Genomic DNA, 19,009 nt, shown 5'->3' with positions numbered 1-19,009 from the left:
CGGCATGAACCGTGAGTTCCTAGACCTTTACAACCGCGAACTGGGCTTCCTTCGCGATCACGCCCGGGAATTCGCTGACGAGTACCCCGGCATCGCGGAGCGCCTCGGCGGACTCCTCGAGAACCAAGGTGATCCGATGATCACCGGTCTTCTTGAAGGGGCGGCGTTTCTTGCGGCCCGGGTTCAGCTAAAGATCAAGAGCGAATTTCCGGAATTTACGCAGAATTTGATCGAACAGCTGGTCCCAAACTATCTCGCACCGACACCGTCAATGGTGCTTTTGAAGGTAAAGCCCAACTTCGGCGATCCAAGCCTGCGCGACGGCCTCCGGATCGTCAGCGGATCTCGGCTCGATGCAACCTATCGCGAGCGCGAGCACCAGATTTCCTGCCGCTTCCGGACGACGGCAGAATGCCGAATCTGGCCGTTCGAGATCGTCGCGGCAGAGTATGTTGCTTCTCCGGGGCCGCTACAGGCCCTAGGCGTTGAAGGTCTCGACGTCGCTGCCGGTCTGCGCCTTAGCCTGCAGTACCGGACGACCCAGGGCGATGCAGTCGCCGAGGCCTACCCCTCCGCCGACCCGCATACATGGTTCACGGGTTGCCCCGTCGATGCCCTGACGGTGCACCTTGTGGGGCCCGAGGTTGAATCCGTTGCACTTTACGAGCAGCTCTTCTCCGGCTGCACCGGCCTCCATCTGCGCTACTTCGATTCGTTCGGCGAGCCGGTCCTTCAGCGGCTGCCGATCGGTTGTCTGGAACCGATCGGGTTCGGGCAGGAGGAGGCACTTCTGCCCAAGGACAACCGACTGTTCGACGGATTCGACCTGCTGCGCGAGTATTTTGCATTCCCGCGAAAATTCCTGGGATTCCGGCTCACAGGTCTCAACCGCCCCCTACAGGCGGTCCAAGCTCGGAACGTCGAGATCATCTTCAGCTTCGCCGAAGCCAATCCCCGCCTCGCCGCGGTTGGTCCGCAGGACTTTACCCTACACGGGGTTGCGGCGGTCAACCTGTTCGAGATGAGCCTCGACAGGGTCCCTGTCCGCTCCGACCAACACGAGTACCACCTCGTGGCAGACCGCAGCCGATCCCTCGATTTCGAGCCCCATCGCGTTCTCCGAGTCCATGCGCATCAGCCCGGCAGCGCGGGGAAGCTCCCCGTGAGTCCACTCTACGCACCCACCGATGGGGCAGGCGGCGGCCTTTTCTACACTGTGCGGCGCATGCCCCGGCGTCGCTCGGCTCGGGAGCGTCAGTTCGGCGCCCCATCCGACTACGTCGGAACTGACCTCTTCCTGTCGCTCATCGAGCCAACTCGCCCGGATACCGACGGGGGCGTGGCGGAGCTGAGCGTGAGGGCTCTCTGCTCGAACCGCCACCTCCCCGAATTGCTGCCGGTCGGCGAATCGGGGGCCGACTTCCGGCTGGCTGACGACGGCACTATTGCGCTGGTCTGCCTCGCAGGGCCGACGCGGCCCCGCGAACCCGTCGTGGCGCAGCTTCGGGGACGGTCGGAGACCCTGTTCACGGGCGCCGTCTCTTGGCGCCTCATCAGCCTGCTCAGCCTCAATCCCCTGGGGCTGGTCGAATCCAGGGCGGGCCGAGGTGGAGAGGCGCTGCGCGAAGTGCTGATGCTGTTCTCCGATCTGGCCGACAGCGCGGTCGAGCGGCGTATCCGCGGCGTCCGCAGCGTCGACAGCCGGCCAGTGGTCCGACGACTACGCCAGCGCATCGGCACCGGCACGGCGCGGGGCACTGAGGTCACTGTCACCCTCGACGACAAGGCGTTCGAGGGCACCGGCCCCTACCTACTCGGCTCTGTCCTTGACCGGTTCTTCGCCGAGTACGCCTCTCTCAACCACTTCACGCAGACCGTCGTCCGCACGGTCGAACGGGGCGAGATTCTTCGCGGACCGCCCCGGGTCGGCCGCCGGAGGCTGCTGTGATCGGAGAGGACCGCCTTCTCGCTACCCCCTGGGCGCACGATTTTTTTGCCACCTTGTGTTGGATCGAGCGATCGCAGGCTGATCTCCCGCGAATCGGCGATAGCGCGATCCGGCGAGAGGATGGAGTTAGCCTCGGCCAGAACCCCTTCCTTGATTTTCCAGCCTCCACCATCGCAACCGCGGACCGGGACGCAGGCGGACGGCTGCGTCTGTTTGTGCGCTTCCTCGGGCTTCTGGGGCCACAAGGCGCGCTCCCCCTTGCCGTAACCGACGAGACCTACGGCTGGCTGCTGGAGCGAGACGATGCTTTCGCGCGCTTTCTCGACATCTTCCACCATCGCTTCCTTCAGCTGTTCTTCCGGGCCTGGGCGGATGCCCGACCGATTGCGCAGCACGGACGTCCGGACGCCGACCGGTTCGAGACCTATGTCGGCTCAGCGAACGGCCTCGGTTCGCCGGCTTTCCGCGGTGTCGATACCGTTCCAGACGTGAGCAAGATCGCCTTCGCGGGACTGCTTGCCCCGGCGGTCCGCTCGGGCTCGCGATTGCGCAACGCGATCGAAGGGCTGTTCGGCTGCCACGTCGAGGTCGAGGAGTTTGTCGGCACCTTCCTGACCTTTGAGCCCAGCGACCGTTCCTATCTCGGCCGGAGCAATACCTGCCTCGGACAGGACGTGCTTCTCGGCCGGAGCGTGTTCTCCGTCGAGGACCGCATCCGCCTGTGCATCTTCTCAGCGGATCTGCCCGAATATGAAAGCCTGCTGCCGGGGGGCGCCCGCTGCCGGATGCTGGCCGACCTTGTCCTGTCCTACCTTGGCGACGAACTCGATTGGGACGTGGAACTCTCCTTGCCCGTTGAGGCAGTCGTTCCAACGCGCCCGGGCACCTTCGGCCGGCTCGGCTACACGACCTGGCTCGGCAGCGGTGCCGACCCAGCCGGAAGCTCCCGCCGGCGCGACGCACGCTTCCATCCCGCCGAACGAGTCGGCCGCCAGGACCGTCGTGCAGAGAGTGCATCATGAGCGACATCAGCCTTGAGACCGTCACGGGTAAGCTTAACAGCGTCGGCTACGACAGCTTTTTCCAGGCCCTCAGGATGGCGCGCTCGGCAGGCCATCGGCACGTCGAACTCGCCCACTGGCTCGTCTGCCTACATGCGCGCGAGTCCAGCGATCTGGCCCTCACCGCCGACAAGTACGGGCTCGATCGGGGACGGCTGGCAACCGATCTTGAGAAAGCCGTCGGCGCCCTGCGCCGAAACGAAACGGAGATGCCTGGCATAGCCAACACGATCGTCGACCTGCTCGACCGTGGCTGGCACTACGCGACCCTTCTGTTTGGCGAGACGCAAATCCGTTCCGGGCACCTGTTGATCGGTGCGCTTAAGACGAACGAACTGCGCCGGTCGCTCCTGTCCTTGTCGCCAGAATTCGGCCGCATCCCGGTCGAGGCTCTGTTGGGCGAGCACCGCGCTATCTGGGCCCGCTCCGACGAGGAAAACCTGCGTCCGATGGATGGGGCCGGTGCCATCGCAGCGAAGACGCCGGGCGCCCCCAACGTGCTGATGGGGCAGACTGCTCTCGACCGCTTTTCACAGGATCTCACCGCGAAGGCGCAGTCCGGCGAGATGGATCCGATCCGCGGCCGCGACGAGGAAATCCGCCAGCTCATCGACGTCCTAATGCGCCGCCGCCAGAATAATCCAATCCTGACCGGTGAGGCGGGGGTGGGCAAGACCGCTGTGGTCGAGGGCTTCGCACAGGCCATCGCCGCGGGGGCGGTACCGCCCCCGCTCCGGGACGTGCGGCTCCACGTCCTCGACATCGGCCTTATGCAGGCCGGCGCCTCGATGAAGGGCGAGTTCGAGCAGCGCCTGCGTTCTGTCATCGATCAAGTGCAGTCCTCGCCAACGCCGATCATCCTGTTCATCGACGAGGCGCACACTCTCATCGGTGCGGGCGGGCAGGCCGGGACTGGCGATGCAGCCAATCTGCTCAAGCCGGCCCTGGCGCGAGGGACCCTCAAGACCATCGCCGCAACGACATGGGCGGAGTACCGCCAATATATCGAGAAAGACCCGGCGCTTACCCGGCGCTTCCAGGCAATCCATGTCGGCGAGCCCGGCGTCGCCCAGGCCTGTGACATGCTACGTGGCCTGCTCGAACCCATGGAGCGCCATCACGGTGTACGCATCTCGGATGCGGCCGTCGTGGCGGCGGTTACCCTCTCGCATCGCTACATCCCGGCTCGTCAGCTCCCCGATAAGGCCGTCAGCCTGCTCGATACAGCAAGCGCGCGAGTCGCCATCAGCCAAACTTCCGTGCCTGCTGCCATCGCCGATGCCCAGGCCTCGATCAGGGCCAAGGAAAGCGAGCGGAGCTCGCTCTCCGCCGACATCAATCTCGGCTTCGACATGCCGGGTAGGATCGCGGATCTCGACGGCGAGATCGAAGGCTTGCGGAAGCAGCTTGGCGGACTGGAGGTCGCTTGGACGCAAGAGACCAGCCTCGTCGCCGAGATAAAGGCCCTGCGCGCGGCGCTAGCTGCGACAGACGGGTCCCCAAAGGCCCCGACCGCCGCAGCGCAGGAAGCGGTCACCGAGCCTGTGGGAGCTACCCCAGACAAGGTGAGTGTCCCGAGCCCCGGCCTGCCTAAGGATCTCGAGACCTGCCACAATGCGCTCCGGGAGAAAGCGGCCGCCCTTGGGGCGATCCCGCCGGAAGCGCGGATGATCTACGACCATGTCGACGAGCAAGCAGTGGCCTCGGTGGTTGCCGATTGGACCGGTATCCCTGTCGGCCGGATGGTGAGCGACGAGATCGAGACGGTGCTGCGCCTGCCGGAGATCCTCAATCGTCGGGTGATCGGCCAGTCCCATGGCCTCGCGATGATCGCCAAGCGCATTGAAACCAACCGGGCCAAACTCGACAACCCCAACAAGCCGATCGGGGTGTTCATGCTATGCGGCCCCTCCGGCGTCGGCAAGACCGAGACCGCTCTCGCCCTCGCTGAGGCACTCTACGGAGGCGAGCAGAACATGATCACCATCAACATGAGCGAGTTCCAAGAGGCACATACAGTCTCTACTCTAAAGGGCGCGCCTCCGGGCTATGTTGGCTACGGCGAAGGCGGCCGCCTAACCGAGGCGGTGAGGCGTCGTCCCTACAGCGTGATCCTCCTAGACGAGGTTGAAAAGGCCCATACTGACGTCCACGAGATCTTTTTCCAGGTCTTCGACAAGGGCGTGATGGAGGACGGCACCGGCCGACGGATCGATTTCAATAACACTTTGATCATTCTGACCTCGAATGTCGGTACCGATGTGATTATGCAGCTCAGTAAAGATCCATCCTACGCAAGCGACCCCGAAGCTCTCGCGGGATTCCTGCGACCCCAGCTCCTCAAAATATTTCCGGCCGCATTGCTCGGTCGAATCGTGATAATTCCATACTTCCCACTTTCTTCGGAGATGCTTGGAGACATCGCCCGCCTCCAACTTGACCGCATTGGCAGAAGGCTCCGAGAGAACCAACAAGCCTCTCTCCACTTCGACGACGCAGTGGTGGAATATATCGTGGCGCAGTGCAACGATCCAGATTCGGGCGGCCGTATGATCGACAATATCTTAACAAATACGATACTGCCCGCCCTATCAAGAACAATACTCAACCGCATAATTCAACAGAGTCCCGTCACAGATATTTATCTCCAGATTCAAGACGGTAGTTTACAATTTATTACCGACTGAAACTCGGATGTACGAATAGTCCGCCGATAATGGGTCCAGAGGATTTATGCCTTTCCGATATCAGTTATGCCCGCAGCGAAATGTTGTCGAAGAGTGGAACTATCTCCTCGATTGAATCCCCGCTTATCCTAGCGAGTGTGATCCTGAGAAAATTATAGGCAATTAACGGCATCTATTCTCTTAACCTTGCCGAAAGACAACGGGTCCGCGCTCGCCGTGTTCAACCTTAATATTGCGTATCTTCCGTTAGAAGCCGCGCTTGCATAGAATGTTCGGTGAAATCCGTCTCGCACAAATCTGCTCGCTGCCAGGTATTCGAAACGGAGCCAACCTTAGTTCGGTACGTACAGAATTCCAGAGAGGATCTGCAGATCGTCGACCGCTCTGGCCTAGGTGGTACTTGGACATGAACGGCTCGATCAGTATCCGCCATCCATCCTAAAGGCAAAACGAATCCCACATAGCGTCGAGATGTGACAAGCGGCGACCCGGGATTACAGATCTTGCGCCCTTGCAATGTCCTGCCTCGATTGATACCTCATTGGCTAAGCGAAAATCGATCTGATTGCTTGCAGGTTGCCGTCGCAAGTATTCGAGATCGCTGCTTAAAATGCCTTGTGCTCGAATCCGAGTCTGCCACGGAGATTTTAATGGGAATGAAACCAGTTATCCAACTTAGGGTTGGGGACGTTATACAACCGAAGCGCGTCCTGTCAGATAAGATCATCGGAATCTGGAAATACGCGAGCGAATGCGCAAGTGTCGGCGGCGGAATCACGGAAAGCGCAAATCTTAGGATAATCGAGATTTGCCCGCCGAATAGCTTAGAGAAGTGGGTAAAAGTAGAGATCGGTGGAACGACCCCGCTTCGTACGCTGAAAATTTCCGGCGAAGAGCTCTCTTGGAATTTTAATTTGTCGTAGGTGTTTTCGTGTTATAAGATCTTAAGTTTTATATTTTGACTCTGACAAGAATCACTAATTTGGATTTCTAGTATCCCACGCTTGTGGCGGTGTGGATCAGGCTCCGATGGTCTTCAGAATGATGTCAAATAAGTCGCTGCGTCAGTGGTTCACAGTGTCGACGACGGCGCGATGGCAACTGATCGGCCCAATGCAGTGAACCAAGCGTAAGATTAAGGACTGGATTCATAACCAGTAGCAGATGGTTGCCGCGAGACCGACGGCAGCAAAGTAGCTGCGAGCGGGCCGATCGTAGCGCTTGGCGATACGACGGAAGTCTTTGAGCCGCCCAAAATGTCCGCTCAATGATGTTACGGCCACGATGGCGCACGGCTTCCAGCGGCGGTTGATCTTGGGCGGGATGCTCGACGCGGCCCCGTCCGCCTCGATCTGCCTACGGATGGCGTCGGCGTCGTAGCCCTTGTCCGCCAGCACGATGCGGCAAGCGTTCGATCAGCAGTGCGCCGACCGTGCAGCCGGCGGCCCGTCCTCGGACCAAGCTACATCACCCTGGGCCAACGGTCAGACCGAGCGAATAAACGGCACGATCAAGGACGCGACGGTCAAGGGCTACCCCCACGACAGCCACTCGCAACTCCGAGCTCGCTTGGCCGACTTCGTCAGCCTCTACAACTTTGGCCGCCGCCTCACGACCTTGCCTGGGTTCACCCCCTATGAGGCCATCTGCAAGGCATGGTCCGCCGAGCACAGCCACCTCAGATCAAAACCGCTCTATCAAATATCGGGACCAAATATTCAAAAGCGCGATTAATTCCGCCGAGATGGAGCGGCTGACGCATTTCTGAGAGTGGTTCCTATCCGGTCCCGGCCTCACCGGCGCGGTAATGTTAGCCAACATTGAAGCGGCTATCGTCGATCTGACTGCCACGCCGAAAAGGTCTGAGAGCGGAAAGATTCCGAAGTAATGCTGAATGGGGCGCGGGGGCTCTGGTTTTTGAGGATGCCCTGCGCGGCGTCTTGCAGCGCTGTCCGGCTAACCTCTATGTGGGCGTCCCGAATGACCCGAGGGCTCTCTTATGACGGACAAAAAGCCCGGCCCTTCCCTGGCTGACCTAGCCCGCGCCGACAAGGCAAAACGCGACGATGCCGCCGAGCTAAACGCACAGTACCTTAGGGATCATAACGCATGGGTTCGGTCGACTGCCGATCGTTGGGCGGAACTCAACCGCAATCTCGTGGGCGCCGTCGACATCATCAATGAGCAACTCGCCGAGGGCGACATCTCCCTGAGCATCAAGAAGGGCGCCTTCGATCCGGCAAAGCCGCACAAGCTGGGTGACGTGACAGTGATAGTCACCCGCAAGGGCGCGGAGGCCAACCTCCAGACGCTCAACGTCGAGGGATTTAGGTCCGGTGCGGGGAAACTGAACACGTCAGTGGCTCGACCGCACGTGCAGACTGAAACCTTCGAGCTACAGGATGTCGACCCAGACTGGATCGCCCGCGCCCTGGAGGCCTTCGTCAGGCGCGCTCTCGCTTGACGTTCGGTTTGCCGTTGACGAACACCGACGCCCGTCCAAGCACATCGACCGCCGACCTTCGCATGAAGTGCCGGGACCAGGCGACCTCAACTTACCTTGAGGGCGCAAGCACACGAGCGAGCATAGCGAACCGTATCGGGTCACACGCTCGCACGGCCTGGAGCTTCAAGCGCGGCGATTCGCGACGATAGAGGTGGCTCGGTTTGTCTAATCAGCGCCCAGGGCTCGGATAAGTGGATATCCTGCCGGGTTCAGGCGGCCGCGGAATGTGGAAGCCTGTCCAAGTAGGCCTGGTCGGGTGTGCGCCGGTCAAGACTCGAATGAGGCCTTCGCCCATTGTAGAAGGCGAGGTACCGACCGATCGAGGCACGCGCCGTGCTGACGGTGTCGTAGGCCCGCAGGTCGATCTCCTCGTACTTGACCGACCGCCACGGGCGTTCGACGAAGATATTGTCGCGCCATGCGCCCCTCCCGTCCATGCTGATAGCGATCTCGGCGTTCAGCAATACGCTGGTGAGGGCGTGACTCGTGAACTGCGAACCCTAGTCGGTGTTGAATATCTCGGGCTTGCCGTGTCGGGCGAACGCTTCCTCTACCGCCTCGACGCAGAAATCGGCCTCCATGGTGATCGACAGCCGCCAGGACAGCACCCGGCGAATGAACCAATCGATGATGGCGGCCAAATAGACGAACCCACATGCCATCGGCACGTCGGTGATGTCCATGGCCCAAACCTGATTGGGCCGATGGATCGTCAGCCCGCGCAGCACATACGGGGAGATCTTATGCCCCGGCGCGGGCTTCGAGGTGTTCGGCTTGCAGTAGATCGCCTCGATGCGCAGGCGCTTCATCAGCGTCGCGACATGACGGCACCCAATCGTGATGCCCTCTTTGTTGAGAAGATCACGCAGCATCCGGCTCCCTGCGAAGCGAAGTTCGAGATGCAGTTCGTCCATCCGCCGCATCACGGCCAGATCGGCGGCCGGGACTGCACGCGGCAGGTCGTAGACGCTGTCGCGGCTGATCCCGAGCGCCTGGGCCTGTTTGGCGATGGGAAGGTCGTGCGCTCGATCGATCATCGTTTTGCGCTCAGCAATCCGGCCTTGCCGAGCGCGCCGGAGAAAAATCGTTGGTCAGCGTCAACTCGCCGATCTTGGCATGCCGCGTCTTCACGTCGATGGCCGGTGTCGTCTCCGGCCCAGACGCGGCTCCGAACACACCGGCAGCCCCGTCGAGAAGCTGACCCTTCCACGTCGTGATCTGGTTGGGATGGACATCAAAGTGCTGGGCCAACTCGGCCAGGGTCTTCTCGCCCCGTAGGACGGCCAGAGCCACCTTCGCCTTGAAGACCGGGAGGTGGTTCCGGCGCTGTCGCTTGCTCATCGTCGCTCCTGATCCGCAGCCATCCTGGCCGTCGTCAGGCAGAAATTCCACTCAGCCCCGCTGTGCAGATGCCCCGAGCCACCTCTCTGTTGTACGTGCTCAGCACCGGCTGCCAGTGGCGGGCGCAGCCGAAAGATATGCCCGCGCACTCGACCGTGGATGGCTATCTCGATCTGTGGGACTATGACGGTACCCTGGAGCGGATCCACCACACCCTGTTCATGGCCTGCCGCGAGCGGGCCGGGCGCGAAACCAGCCCGACCGCGGCCGATCCTCGACAGTCAGAGCGTCAAGGGGGCAGATAAAGGGGGCGCACGATCGACCCGCAGGGCTACGACGCGGGCAAGAAGATCAAGGGCCGGAAGCGCCATATCCGTAATTACCCACCCGTGTGGCGGCGTGATTTAGGCGCTGACGGTTTTGAGGATGGTGGCGAACGGGCTGGTACCGGTGAAGCTGGCGGTATCGATGACGGTGCGGATGTCGGCCTCGCCCTCGGCAGCCCACATCGCGCGGTAGCCGTTGATCATCTTGCGCTGGATGACAGAGGGACGCAGCAGCCTCTCCGAGCCGTTGTTGGTCGGCTCGACCGCGCCGGGGTGGGCGAGGAACACCGGGAGCTGGCCGCGGGCCCGGCCGATCTTGGCCTGCAGATCGCGGGTCAGGTCGCAGCGGCTCGGTGTGGCGAGGATGGCGCCGAGTTGGCGATCCAGGCTCCGGCGTTTGGCGGCCAGCGTCGAGATCGCGAAGTCGGTGACGTGCTCGGCCAGGGCGAACACGGATCGCAACCAGAGCCGCAGACGCCATGGCACGGCATCATCGCTGGTCTCAACGGCGTAGGCGACATCGCGGGCGAGATGGGCGAGGCAGGTCTGGTGCGCGGCGGCGTGGCCCTGCTGGGCGGTGTAGCGGTCCGAGATCCAGACTGCGGGCCGGTGGCCGTCCATCATCTCGCGCACCACGATGGCGCCCCGCGTCGGGGAGGCTGTATGCACCACGGCTTGGGCCGAATGAAAAACCCAGTGGTAGGCGTTGCTGCCCTCGATGCGCACGCCGGTCTCGTCCGAGGCGACCACCGTGGCTTGGCGCAGGGTCGAGATGGCCTCGTCGCGACCGGAGCGGAAGCACTTCTGCGCGCGCTGAAGAAGGTTCATCAGCCCGCCCTGGCTGAGCGTGAGCCCGAACAGGTCGGAGAGCGCCGCCTGCAACCGCTCGTAGGACAGCGCCTGGAAGGTCTTGAGATAGGTGGCAACCGCATGCAGCCGCGGGCCGAAGGGCGCGCCGCCTCCGGAACCGGTGCGATCACGCGCGCCCCGCAGGTCGGGCACTGCACCGCCAGCCGTTGATGCTGGGTGACGACCGGTGCGACTTCCGGCAGCTCGATCCGTTCGGACACGCTGACGACCTCGGCGGGAAGGTCCCAGTGCAGGCTGCCGCCGCAGCACGCGCAGCGATCCGGGCGATGCGCGACGACGGCATCGGGATCTTCGCTCATCACTCGGCTGTGGCCCTCGTGGCCAGGCTTGGCACCACCGGGCTTGGATTGCTCCCGACGCTCCTTGCGATCGGTCGCGGGCGGCTTCGACGAGGTGCGCGAAGTCTTCTCCGGGCGCTGCAGCCGCAGCACCAACTCGATCAGCTCTTCACGGCTCAGCCGCTCAAGATCGCTTCGGCCCATCCGGTGAGGGAATCAGCGAAAATTGACCCGCGCAAGGGGGTGGGTAATTACATCCGTGAAGCCCGGAAGCTTGGATTGCTGACCGTCGAGGAGCGCCAAATCACCGGCTTCCGCAACGACACCAACATCGTCCGCATCGTTTCGCCCGAGTGGACTGCCTGGCTGCGGCTGGCACGGACGCGAGACCTACTATCCAAACTTGGATCAGCCGCCTCCGCCTCGCCGGCACAGGGGGGAGGGTGCAAATCCGCGAACCGCACGCCTACTGGAGTTCTAGTCCTGTCAGAATCGGGGAAAACGGAACCGAAGAAGGGCTGCCGACAAGCGGCGGGCGACTTCGACCGATCAGACCGTCCGAGAATCCGCGTGGGTCGTAGGGTGGGCTGAGCTATGCGGTGAGGGTCTACGAGCGGACGATATGAAGAACGGCGTCGGCCGACGCTTGCGAGGAATGCCATCCACCCTTCTTCAGGGTTCGGGAGAACCAAGAAGCTTGCGCCCAGCGTGAACCAGTCTGGCGGGTCTGGGTCACGCCGGCTTCGGCTCGTATCGGCTGTCGTCGTTCCGTTAACGCGTACCGGAAATGTCGCTCTGCCTATGTGGAGGATTGCCATTATAGCTTGGAGGGCTCGGACGTCGAACCGTTTGCCCACTACCACCGCCGCCAACGATGCCGCCAATCGCGGCGCCGATCGCCACGCCTGTACCGAGGGCTTCTATGATGGATGAGCCTCCGCCAGATGAAGCTGTCGGCGAATCGTCGCCCGGGTTGAGCGTATGAGTATGCTCCCCGGTTCCGCATGTCATACAACAGTTTGTGCAGCTGTGTTTATCGTTGATTCCGACGCCCCAGTAGCGGTTCGAATTTCCTTCCCGCCAAGCTCCGTAGCAAATCTTTTCTCCTTGCTGACAGGAGATCTCATATCGATTGAAATCGGAATTCGCTAATGTATAAGCTCGCCCGCCCCCAGGCCATGCCCGGCCATACGACTGGGAATAGAGCTCGAATTGAACTCTATAACTGTCCAAGCTACGCATCCGTATCGATAAAGTATTCGGCGGAGGACCGCTGCGCCCAGCATTTAAGGCGATTGACTTTGTGCCGGAGCCACACGTGGTGCAGCAACCTTGACATCCTAGCTTGGCATCCCGACCGACACCCCAACTCACCGAGTTGTCGTCTTCACGCCACGCACCGTAACAGATCTGCTCTCCTTTCTGACAAGTCATGGGGAATGAACGTTTGGTAGTGTCGTATCCGTCTATTGGGTACGATGAGGTCCAACTAGGCCACGCGACATTCCGTGTTTTGGAGTAAAAAGCGACTCTTATTTTCTTAGTGTCGTTACTTGTTATTTCAAATCGTATTTCGTTCGAATTCCTTTCCGGAGATTTAGGTTCAGCATACGCAACGGCTTTTTGCTCACCTTCGTCGTCCTCGCGTTCAGCCGTCGTCGGACTAGGCGTGGAAAGAACGCCGGCAATACATGAGTATTCAATTTTCAACTCTTGGAATCCTAAGTATGGCCGGAACTTGCTTTTACCCAGTTCCGCTTCCCATAACTTGACGCGGTGCTGCGTCGCCAGTCTTGCGGCCATCTCCGCACCGGCAATCGATTCCTTTGTTTGGCCGCCCGAGCATTCACTGCGGGCAAAATATAACTTCTTCCCAGTTCGCCAGTACTGTTTAAGAAACAACCAATCCAGATCGCTCTTGTCTTCCCATAGACCCGGGGTAAATCCTGAGAAGTTTTTTACGTCTCCGATAATTCCGGCCTTGCATTTGAATATAAATGGCTCCTTCAACGGGTTCGTGAACGTTGACGGACAGAGAGGGGAATCCGGTTTTTCTAAAACTCCCATCCATTCCGGCGGTTCGCGTATTTCGCGAGTCGATAGGATACTCATGGCCTGAGATTCGATCGAGAAACCCATTGGAATAACCGAGAATACTGACGCCGCGATGGCCAGTAAACATTTTTTTGCTACTGTTTTCATCTAGGACCCCTACGGTGCGCAGAGCCGTTACGAGCTTTTTAACTATGCAAAAGATCGCAATTTTTATTTCCTATGCAATGTAAGAACTGATTTCAATATGCCGCTCTGGGGGTTCAACAACGTATGCTCGCGTTCGACCCCGTAAAAAATTAATGCCACGGGCTTATGTAGTGCAATGCCGGGTCGGCGCTATGAAGTGACGTGTCGCAACATCGCCTGATGAGGGGGCGGGGGGGAACCATCTTGGACGCGTAAACAGGCCATCCATCGACGCCTACATCCGAGCCGACCACGACTTTGAGGAGTGGATCTACGGGCGCGCATTCCGAATATGGCGTGATGGTAGATGCCAAGGCCCGCGCCCCGAGCGTCTGGCCGATCTCAGGGGCCAGGTCCGGTCCACCCCGCGTCGGCCGAACGGCACGATGCCCTGGACGAACACGACCCCTCGCCCGCCGGGTTTGAAACGCCGGAGCGCCTCACCGGATGACCTCAGCTGAGCGGTCATCGGCTGGGTGCTACTAACGGGGGCCGAGGTGTTTTCTCGTGCGCCTGGAGGGTCAGCCCACGACCCAGAGCAACGGGAGCGCACCGGCCAGGAACATGGCCGAGGACAGGAGCACGGCTAGGCGCTCGCGATGATAGAGGGCGAAGGCGTGAGGTCGGGCGAACATGAGGCGGGCCAGATCGGATGGGAGCGCCATGCTCGCCCCCGAACCTTGACCGATCGGAGGCATTCCGTGCCGTCCACAGCCAGTCGTCGAGCACCGTCGCATCCAAGCCACAGGCGGTTGGATGTGCTGGTGCGCACGCCCCGGTGATCGGATCGAGCGTACCCGTTCTCTCAAGGCCGTCCTCCGCCCCCTCAGGCGGCCCGATCAAGCGGCGTAGTGACCTTCTGGGTTGCTGCGCCGTTGTCGTTTCAGCGTTGGGAGCCTCGCCGGGCTTGATCGGCTTCCTCGGCCGCAACAGCCTCGACTGCGGCGATGACGTTCTCTAACTCGGCGACCTGACGGAGAGCGCTTCCAGCTGGCAGCCCATCGTGTTCGGCCATCGTAAGGATGAGCGTGCGCTGGTGCGCCTTCAGGCGTTCGAGGAGGACGTTGAGCTTGTCGGACATCAGCGCGCTTTAGCTGCCAAGGTAGGGCCAGACAATCAGATCGCTCCACCAGCAGTGCGGTGAGGGTCTGCGGCCGGACGGTATGGCGAACGGGTTGATGATGCCACTCTAGTGCTTGATCCCGGAGTACGTTGGTACGGCTGGCCACCATGCTGCGAGGGATGCGCTATGGGCCAAATTCTCAACGGCAAGCGTCCGCACAACGCAGGCGATCCGTCGCGCAATTTGGCCTATTTGATGCCGCTGATCGTGCTGCGACCGTACTCTGGCGCCCTCGGGTACTGCGTCGGTGGCCGCGGAGCCTGGGCCGGCTGCCTGTAGCGCACCGTCGTGTTTGAGGACGAAGAGCCTCGTGAAGCTGCGACGTCAGCGGCAGCGCCGGCGAGTGGCGCTAGGGCCGCGGCGACCCCGACCGCCCCGGATAGTAAGTCGCCGACGTCGGAGAACACACTGCTGTCTGCGGTATCAGCCTCTGGGTATGGCACGATTTCTCCGGTGGCAGTATGCATGCCAGGTCTAAGTTCGTAAGTGGTGGTGATAAAATCTTCGCCCACGGTGGATTGGCGCGCCTTGTTCGCAGTGCGTCGCTTGGTCGGAGGCTCCTCCCGCACGGCCGCATTGTCGTCTACGGTCCGGCCGTAGGCCACGCCTTCGCGGGGCGCATCAGCAGCGGCAGCGTCGCGCGCCTCCTGCTCGCGAGACCAGCGCTTGATCGCCTGGCGGAGGGACTGCCGCTTCGGTACTAGGTCACCCGAACGTAACCGCTCGATCGCTTGCTGCTCGACCTGCGGCTCCAGGCCCATCTGGCGGACCTTCTCGACCTGATCCTCGACGGTGTCTTTCCGCGGGTTGCCGGACTCCTCGCGAGCAGCCGTGCGCTGCGGCGACTTCCTCTTTGCGGGCTGCTGCACGTCGGGATCGTTGCCGGCATCGCCTGGCACCCAAAGACCCGTGCTGTCGCAGCAGGCGGTGCTCGACGGAATGCGGCTATCGTGGATCCACTTCTTCGCGTCGCGATCGTAACGCGCCTTTGGATTGACCCACATCCCGTTGTCGGGGTTCCAGTGCCATCCGTCTTTGCTGCGGTAAGGAAGGGACGAATAGTGATCGCTCGCGGCGTTCGTGACGCTTGACGAAAAGAGAAGAGCGCCGATCAATGTCGGCGCAACGATCAACTTGCGCACGGAAGCCCCCCCTATCTTTGACGACCTGTCTCATAGCATTTCACAAAGGGTCAATCTCTTACGCTACCTAGGCCAGCCTGCGAAGGGAGCTGCAGAATAAAATATGACGCGACAGAGCCCCGATCGACTGGACCACGGATCCGAGCACTATTCACTGTATCCGTGTCTACCTCTCCTGCCGCCCAGGCATCCAAGATGGGACCTTTGTCATTTCGCGCGGGGCGACACCACGGCCAACTACCGGGGGTATAGCGCGCGATGGATGGTGGTGGACGAGTGTCTCTACCTGAAGAGCTTCGGTGGCTACGCGGACGACGGCTTCGACCAGCTCAGCAGGACGAAGGTGTTGCGGCGGCCGATCGGCATGATCGATGTCCATGAGGTCGACACCCCCGTGCCGGCGAAATGGATCTCCTGCGATCTCGTCTGCCCGGCCGGCCAGCACCCCGATACCGAATGGAGCCATTTCGTCCCTGAGCGCTTCGTCCTGTTCAGGGTCGTGCGTGGGGTGGTGGTGGCGGAGATGTCCGTCCCGAACGCCCACCGCGTTCAGGACCAGCATTTCGACCAGGGAACGTCGTTGCTGAACGCGTTCGTCGCCCGCAAAGGTACGCGACGCCTGGACGACGCTGTTGCGCCTCTGGAAGGCCTTGCTGATGCCCTGCGTGGAACTCGAGAGGGTGCCACCTGCTCGCAGGTGGCCGCCATGCTCTGGAGCGCGAGTCGGGTCGACCTCGACGTTCTGATCCCGGCCTTGTCCACGACCGACGATCCGGATGTCCTCAGGTGGATCGGCTACGCTCTAGCCGGGATCGGGCCGGACGCTGCGGATGCAGTTCCCCATCTGATGCGGGTCCTACGTGCCACCAGCGACCCTGACGTCGCTAGGTCCATGGCCTACGCTCTGGGCGGCATAGGACCGGCGGCGGCCTCCGTCTTCGCGGACATGATCCCCGTTGTCGAGGCCTGCTGCGAGGGGACGGCTGCCAATCAGATCCTACACTTCGCGAACAATCTGGCGTCAGCCGGTGAGGAGATGATCGACGTGCTGATCGCCGGCATGCTTGCCTCGCGTTCCGGTCGTGTCGACTCCAGGATCTCTTGGCTCCTCGGCGAGATGGGCCTCGCCGCCGTCCTTCCCCTCTACGCCGCCTTTCTCGCTACTGACGACGATGGGCAGCGCTCGACACTCGCCCAAGCTCTCGGTTGCATCGGTCCGGGGGCCGGCATGGCTCTGGACGCCCTGCTGGAGGGGCTGCGGCACGCGCCCGACGACGATGTGCGCTATCTCATGGCCGAAGCCGTAGCGAAGATCGGATTGCGGTCGCCAGCCTCGCTTCCCGCGCTACGGTCGGCCTTCCGCTCCGCCAAAGCCGATCGGGCGCTCCGACAGATCGCTGAGGCGGCCGCAAGCCTCAGAAGCGGAGCCGTCAGCTTCCTCGTCGAGGAATTTGAAGCTGCAGGCAAGGAGGGCAAGGTGCACATCGCGCGCGTGCTCGGCGATATCGGTGCAGATGCTGAAGCGGCCATCATGCCGCTTGCCACCGCTGCTAAGACCTCGACGAGCCGCAGCCTGGTCGTGGAGGCGGCTGCATCTTTGAAGAAGATCGGCGCGACGGACGATGTTCTCTTCTCGGCCCGGATCAAGGCGCTCGGGTGCGAGCCTTCCGGCTATTGGACGACGGTAGCTCTACGGGAGATGCAGGACGTACTCGCTGCCGGCCTGCGACTGCCGGAGGAGGACGTATGGAACCTGGTGGCGCTGCTGGTCGAGGCCGGCGAGAGCGCGACCGGGCGGTCCGTCGCCAAGATGCTGGGATCGGTCGGAAAAGCGGCTGCCGAGCCGTTGCTGATCGCTCTTGACCAAGAACGGTACCAAAGCACGCGGCGCGTGATCTTCCACGCTTTGGGGCAGGTCGGCGAACCGGCGGAGTCAGCTATGGACGATATGGTCGTTGCCCTATCTGCGGCGGACAACGATCGTGTGCGTCTGCAAATCGTGGACGACCTCGTGCGGATGGGCCGTCCCGACGAGAGACATATGGCCACTCTCGCCGAGGTGCTGCTTCGGTCATCGTTTCTGCCGGTCTGGTGGCGGCTCGGTCTCGTTCTCGCGGGGTTTGGATCACCGGCCATCGCCATTCTGGTCGACGTCCTGGAGCGGTCGACAGACGATGGGCAGCGCCGCGCCCTGGAAAACGCACTCATTGAAGCCGCCACCTCGGACGCCTCCGCCCGTGCCGCACTGCTCGCGGCCGTCAGGACGGCGAAAGCGCAGTGGACCATAGTCGCACTCCAAAGTGCGCTGTCTCGATCGGCTCATTGAGTTGTGTCCGTCGTCAGATGATTTGGGACATTCAGCGGTGTTCAGGGACAGAGGCTCTGGTCCATCTGGGGTAGGAGGTTAGGCGGCCTGCGCGTGATGGCGCAAGCGGCGATCCATCAGGGTCTGGCGCTTGATGCGTTCCCGCTCGGCCAGGATCCCTTCGCCGCGTCCGAAGTAGACGTCAGCGGGCGTGAGGTTGCTCAGGCTCTCATGGGCTCGGGCATGGTTGTAGTGTTCGACGAAGTCGGCAACCTGCGCCTCCAGCTCGCCGGGCAAGTAGGCGTGTTCGAGCAGGATGCGGTTTTTGAGCGTCTGATGCCAACGCTCGATCTTACCCTGCGTTTGAGGATGGCATGGCGCGCCGCGGATGTGGGTCATGCCCCGAATGCCGAGCCAGTCAGCCAGGTCGCTGGCGACGTAGCTCGGCCCGTTGTCGGAGAGCAGGCGTGGCCGCGGCATCACCCGCGCCTGATCGAGCCCAGCGGCCCCCAGCGCCAGGTCGAGCGTGGCGGTGACGTCGCTGGCCTGCATCGTCGTGCACAGCTTCCAGGCGACGATGTAGCGTGAGAAGTCGTCCAGGACCGTCGACAGGTCGTACCAGCCCCAGCCAACGACCTTCAGGTAGGTGAAGTCCGTCTGCCAAAGCTGGTTGGGCGCGGTGGTCTTATCGCGGAACTCGTCGGCGGCCTTGATGACGATATAGGCCGGGCTGGTGATCAGGTCCTGAGACTTGAGCAACCGGTAGACCGTCGCTTCCGAGACGAAGTAGCGGCGCTCGTCGGTGAAGCGCACTGCCAGCTCACGCGGACTGAGTTCAGGCTGCTCCAAGGCCAGAGCAACGATCTGCTCGCGGATCTCCGCAGGTAGGCGGTTCCAGACCCGGCTCGGCTGCGAAGGATGGTCATTCAACGCCTCGGGGCCGCCGCGCTGGTAGGCGTCGTACCAGCGGTAGAACGTCGAGCGGGTGATGCCGAGCTTGTCCAGGGTGGCACGCACCGGCAGGTGGGATTGCTCGACCAGCCGGATGATCTCCAGCTTCTCGGGGGCCGGGTACCTCATGCCTCGTCGCCCCCAGCCCCGCTCATGCTTATGGGATGGCCCGCCCCTCACCGAACCGTTGGTGGCATGCTGCTGCCTTGGAGAAATGGAGGGATCGGGAA

10 protein-coding genes and 6 pseudogenes are annotated in these 19,009 nt (G+C 62.0%); 8 read left to right on the top strand and 8 right to left on the bottom strand.

Annotation, left to right across the window (positions count from 1 at the left end):
- Positions 1–4: 4 nt before the first annotated feature.
- From tssF to tssH, 3 genes are read left to right on the top strand one after another with little or no spacing between them, the layout of a single operon-like run.
- Complete coding sequence (tssF, locus tag AC0IY0_RS27585) at positions 5–1,948, top strand: type VI secretion system baseplate subunit TssF (protein ID WP_471766267.1); 1,944 nt, start codon at positions 5–7, stop codon at positions 1,946–1,948.
- Positions 1,945–2,970: a type VI secretion system baseplate subunit TssG gene (tssG, locus tag AC0IY0_RS27580; RefSeq protein WP_471766266.1), complete on the top strand. Its 1,026-nt coding sequence runs from the start codon at positions 1,945–1,947 to the stop codon at positions 2,968–2,970. The genes tssF and tssG overlap by 4 nt, the downstream gene beginning before the upstream one ends.
- The gene (gene tssH / locus AC0IY0_RS27575; RefSeq protein ID WP_471766265.1) at positions 2,967–5,696 is read left to right on the top strand and encodes a type VI secretion system ATPase TssH; all 2,730 of its coding nucleotides are present in this window, start codon (positions 2,967–2,969) and stop codon (positions 5,694–5,696) included. Before tssG ends, tssH begins: the two co-directional genes overlap by 4 nt.
- Positions 5,697–6,844: 1,148 nt before the next feature.
- Here tssH and AC0IY0_RS27570 read toward each other — a convergent pair.
- A pseudogene (locus tag AC0IY0_RS27570) lies at positions 6,845–7,157 on the bottom strand (IS5/IS1182 family transposase); the annotation flags it as partial.
- Between the two features lie 36 nt (positions 7,158–7,193).
- On the opposite strand from AC0IY0_RS27570, the gene AC0IY0_RS27565 reads away from it, so the two are divergent.
- On the top strand, positions 7,194–7,430 hold the full coding sequence (locus tag AC0IY0_RS27565; RefSeq protein ID WP_471766277.1) for a hypothetical protein: 237 nt from the start codon (positions 7,194–7,196) through the stop codon (positions 7,428–7,430).
- A 265-nt stretch (positions 7,431–7,695) separates the two neighbouring features.
- A complete protein-coding gene (locus AC0IY0_RS27560) occupies positions 7,696–8,160 on the top strand; it encodes a hypothetical protein (RefSeq protein WP_471766264.1) in 465 nt (154 codons plus the stop codon).
- 251 nt (positions 8,161–8,411) lie between these two features.
- Here the strand turns inward: AC0IY0_RS27560 and AC0IY0_RS27555 are convergent.
- Positions 8,412–9,543, bottom strand: a pseudogene (locus tag AC0IY0_RS27555) (IS3 family transposase).
- A gap of 86 nt (positions 9,544–9,629) precedes the next feature.
- Here AC0IY0_RS27555 and AC0IY0_RS27550 point away from each other — a divergent pair.
- Positions 9,630–9,917: pseudogene (locus AC0IY0_RS27550) on the top strand (transposase); the annotation flags it as partial.
- 30 nt (positions 9,918–9,947) lie between these two features.
- Here the strand turns inward: AC0IY0_RS27550 and tnpC are convergent.
- Positions 9,948–11,221, bottom strand: a pseudogene (gene tnpC / locus AC0IY0_RS27545) (IS66 family transposase).
- Positions 11,222–11,260: 39 nt separating this feature from the next.
- Between tnpC and AC0IY0_RS27540 the strand changes: the two are divergent.
- A pseudogene (locus AC0IY0_RS27540) lies at positions 11,261–11,608 on the top strand (helix-turn-helix domain-containing protein); the annotation flags it as partial.
- A 180-nt stretch (positions 11,609–11,788) separates the two neighbouring features.
- Here AC0IY0_RS27540 and AC0IY0_RS27535 read toward each other — a convergent pair.
- The 4 genes from AC0IY0_RS27535 to AC0IY0_RS27520 form a co-directional block, all read right to left on the bottom strand.
- Entirely contained in the window at positions 11,789–13,219 is a 1,431-nt protein-coding gene (locus AC0IY0_RS27535) for a hypothetical protein (RefSeq protein WP_471766263.1), read from the bottom strand.
- Positions 13,220–13,779: 560 nt separating this feature from the next.
- Positions 13,780–13,923: a hypothetical protein gene (locus AC0IY0_RS27530; protein ID WP_471766262.1), complete on the bottom strand. Its 144-nt coding sequence runs from the start codon at positions 13,921–13,923 to the stop codon at positions 13,780–13,782.
- Between the two features lie 218 nt (positions 13,924–14,141).
- The gene (locus AC0IY0_RS27525) at positions 14,142–14,339 is read right to left on the bottom strand and encodes a hypothetical protein (RefSeq protein ID WP_471766261.1); all 198 of its coding nucleotides are present in this window, start codon (positions 14,337–14,339) and stop codon (positions 14,142–14,144) included.
- Positions 14,340–14,569: 230 nt separating this feature from the next.
- Positions 14,570–15,523: a hypothetical protein gene (locus AC0IY0_RS27520; RefSeq protein ID WP_471766260.1), complete on the bottom strand. Its 954-nt coding sequence runs from the start codon at positions 15,521–15,523 to the stop codon at positions 14,570–14,572.
- A 262-nt stretch (positions 15,524–15,785) separates the two neighbouring features.
- On the opposite strand from AC0IY0_RS27520, the gene AC0IY0_RS27515 reads away from it, so the two are divergent.
- Positions 15,786–17,849, top strand: coding sequence for a HEAT repeat domain-containing protein (locus AC0IY0_RS27515; protein WP_471766259.1), 2,064 nt, complete (start codon positions 15,786–15,788; stop codon positions 17,847–17,849).
- Between the two features lie 78 nt (positions 17,850–17,927).
- Here AC0IY0_RS27515 and AC0IY0_RS27510 read toward each other — a convergent pair.
- A pseudogene (locus AC0IY0_RS27510) lies at positions 17,928–18,938 on the bottom strand (IS3 family transposase); the annotation flags it as partial.
- Positions 18,939–19,009 lie beyond the last annotated feature (71 nt).

Source organism: Methylobacterium sp. AC315, from assembly GCF_979253755.1.
The sequence above is the reverse complement of the archived record's forward strand: the minus strand, read 5'-3'. Positions and strand labels throughout refer to the sequence as shown.

What these genes read in the sequence shown, in the direction of transcription:
- AC0IY0_RS27560 (WP_471766264.1), top strand. Translation starts at nt 7,696, where the DNA reads ATGACGGACAAAAAGCCCGGCCCTTCCCTGGCTGACCTAGCCCGCGCC.
- AC0IY0_RS27515 (WP_471766259.1), top strand. Translation starts at nt 15,786, where the DNA reads ATGGTGGTGGACGAGTGTCTCTACCTGAAGAGCTTCGGTGGCTACGCG.
- AC0IY0_RS27530 (WP_471766262.1), bottom strand. Translation starts at nt 13,923, where the DNA reads ATGGCGCTCCCATCCGATCTGGCCCGCCTCATGTTCGCCCGACCTCAC.
- tssF (WP_471766267.1), top strand. Translation starts at nt 5, where the DNA reads ATGAACCGTGAGTTCCTAGACCTTTACAACCGCGAACTGGGCTTCCTT.
- tssH (WP_471766265.1), top strand. Translation starts at nt 2,967, where the DNA reads ATGAGCGACATCAGCCTTGAGACCGTCACGGGTAAGCTTAACAGCGTC.
- AC0IY0_RS27525 (WP_471766261.1), bottom strand. Translation starts at nt 14,339, where the DNA reads ATGTCCGACAAGCTCAACGTCCTCCTCGAACGCCTGAAGGCGCACCAG.
- AC0IY0_RS27535 (WP_471766263.1), bottom strand. Translation starts at nt 13,219, where the DNA reads ATGAAAACAGTAGCAAAAAAATGTTTACTGGCCATCGCGGCGTCAGTA.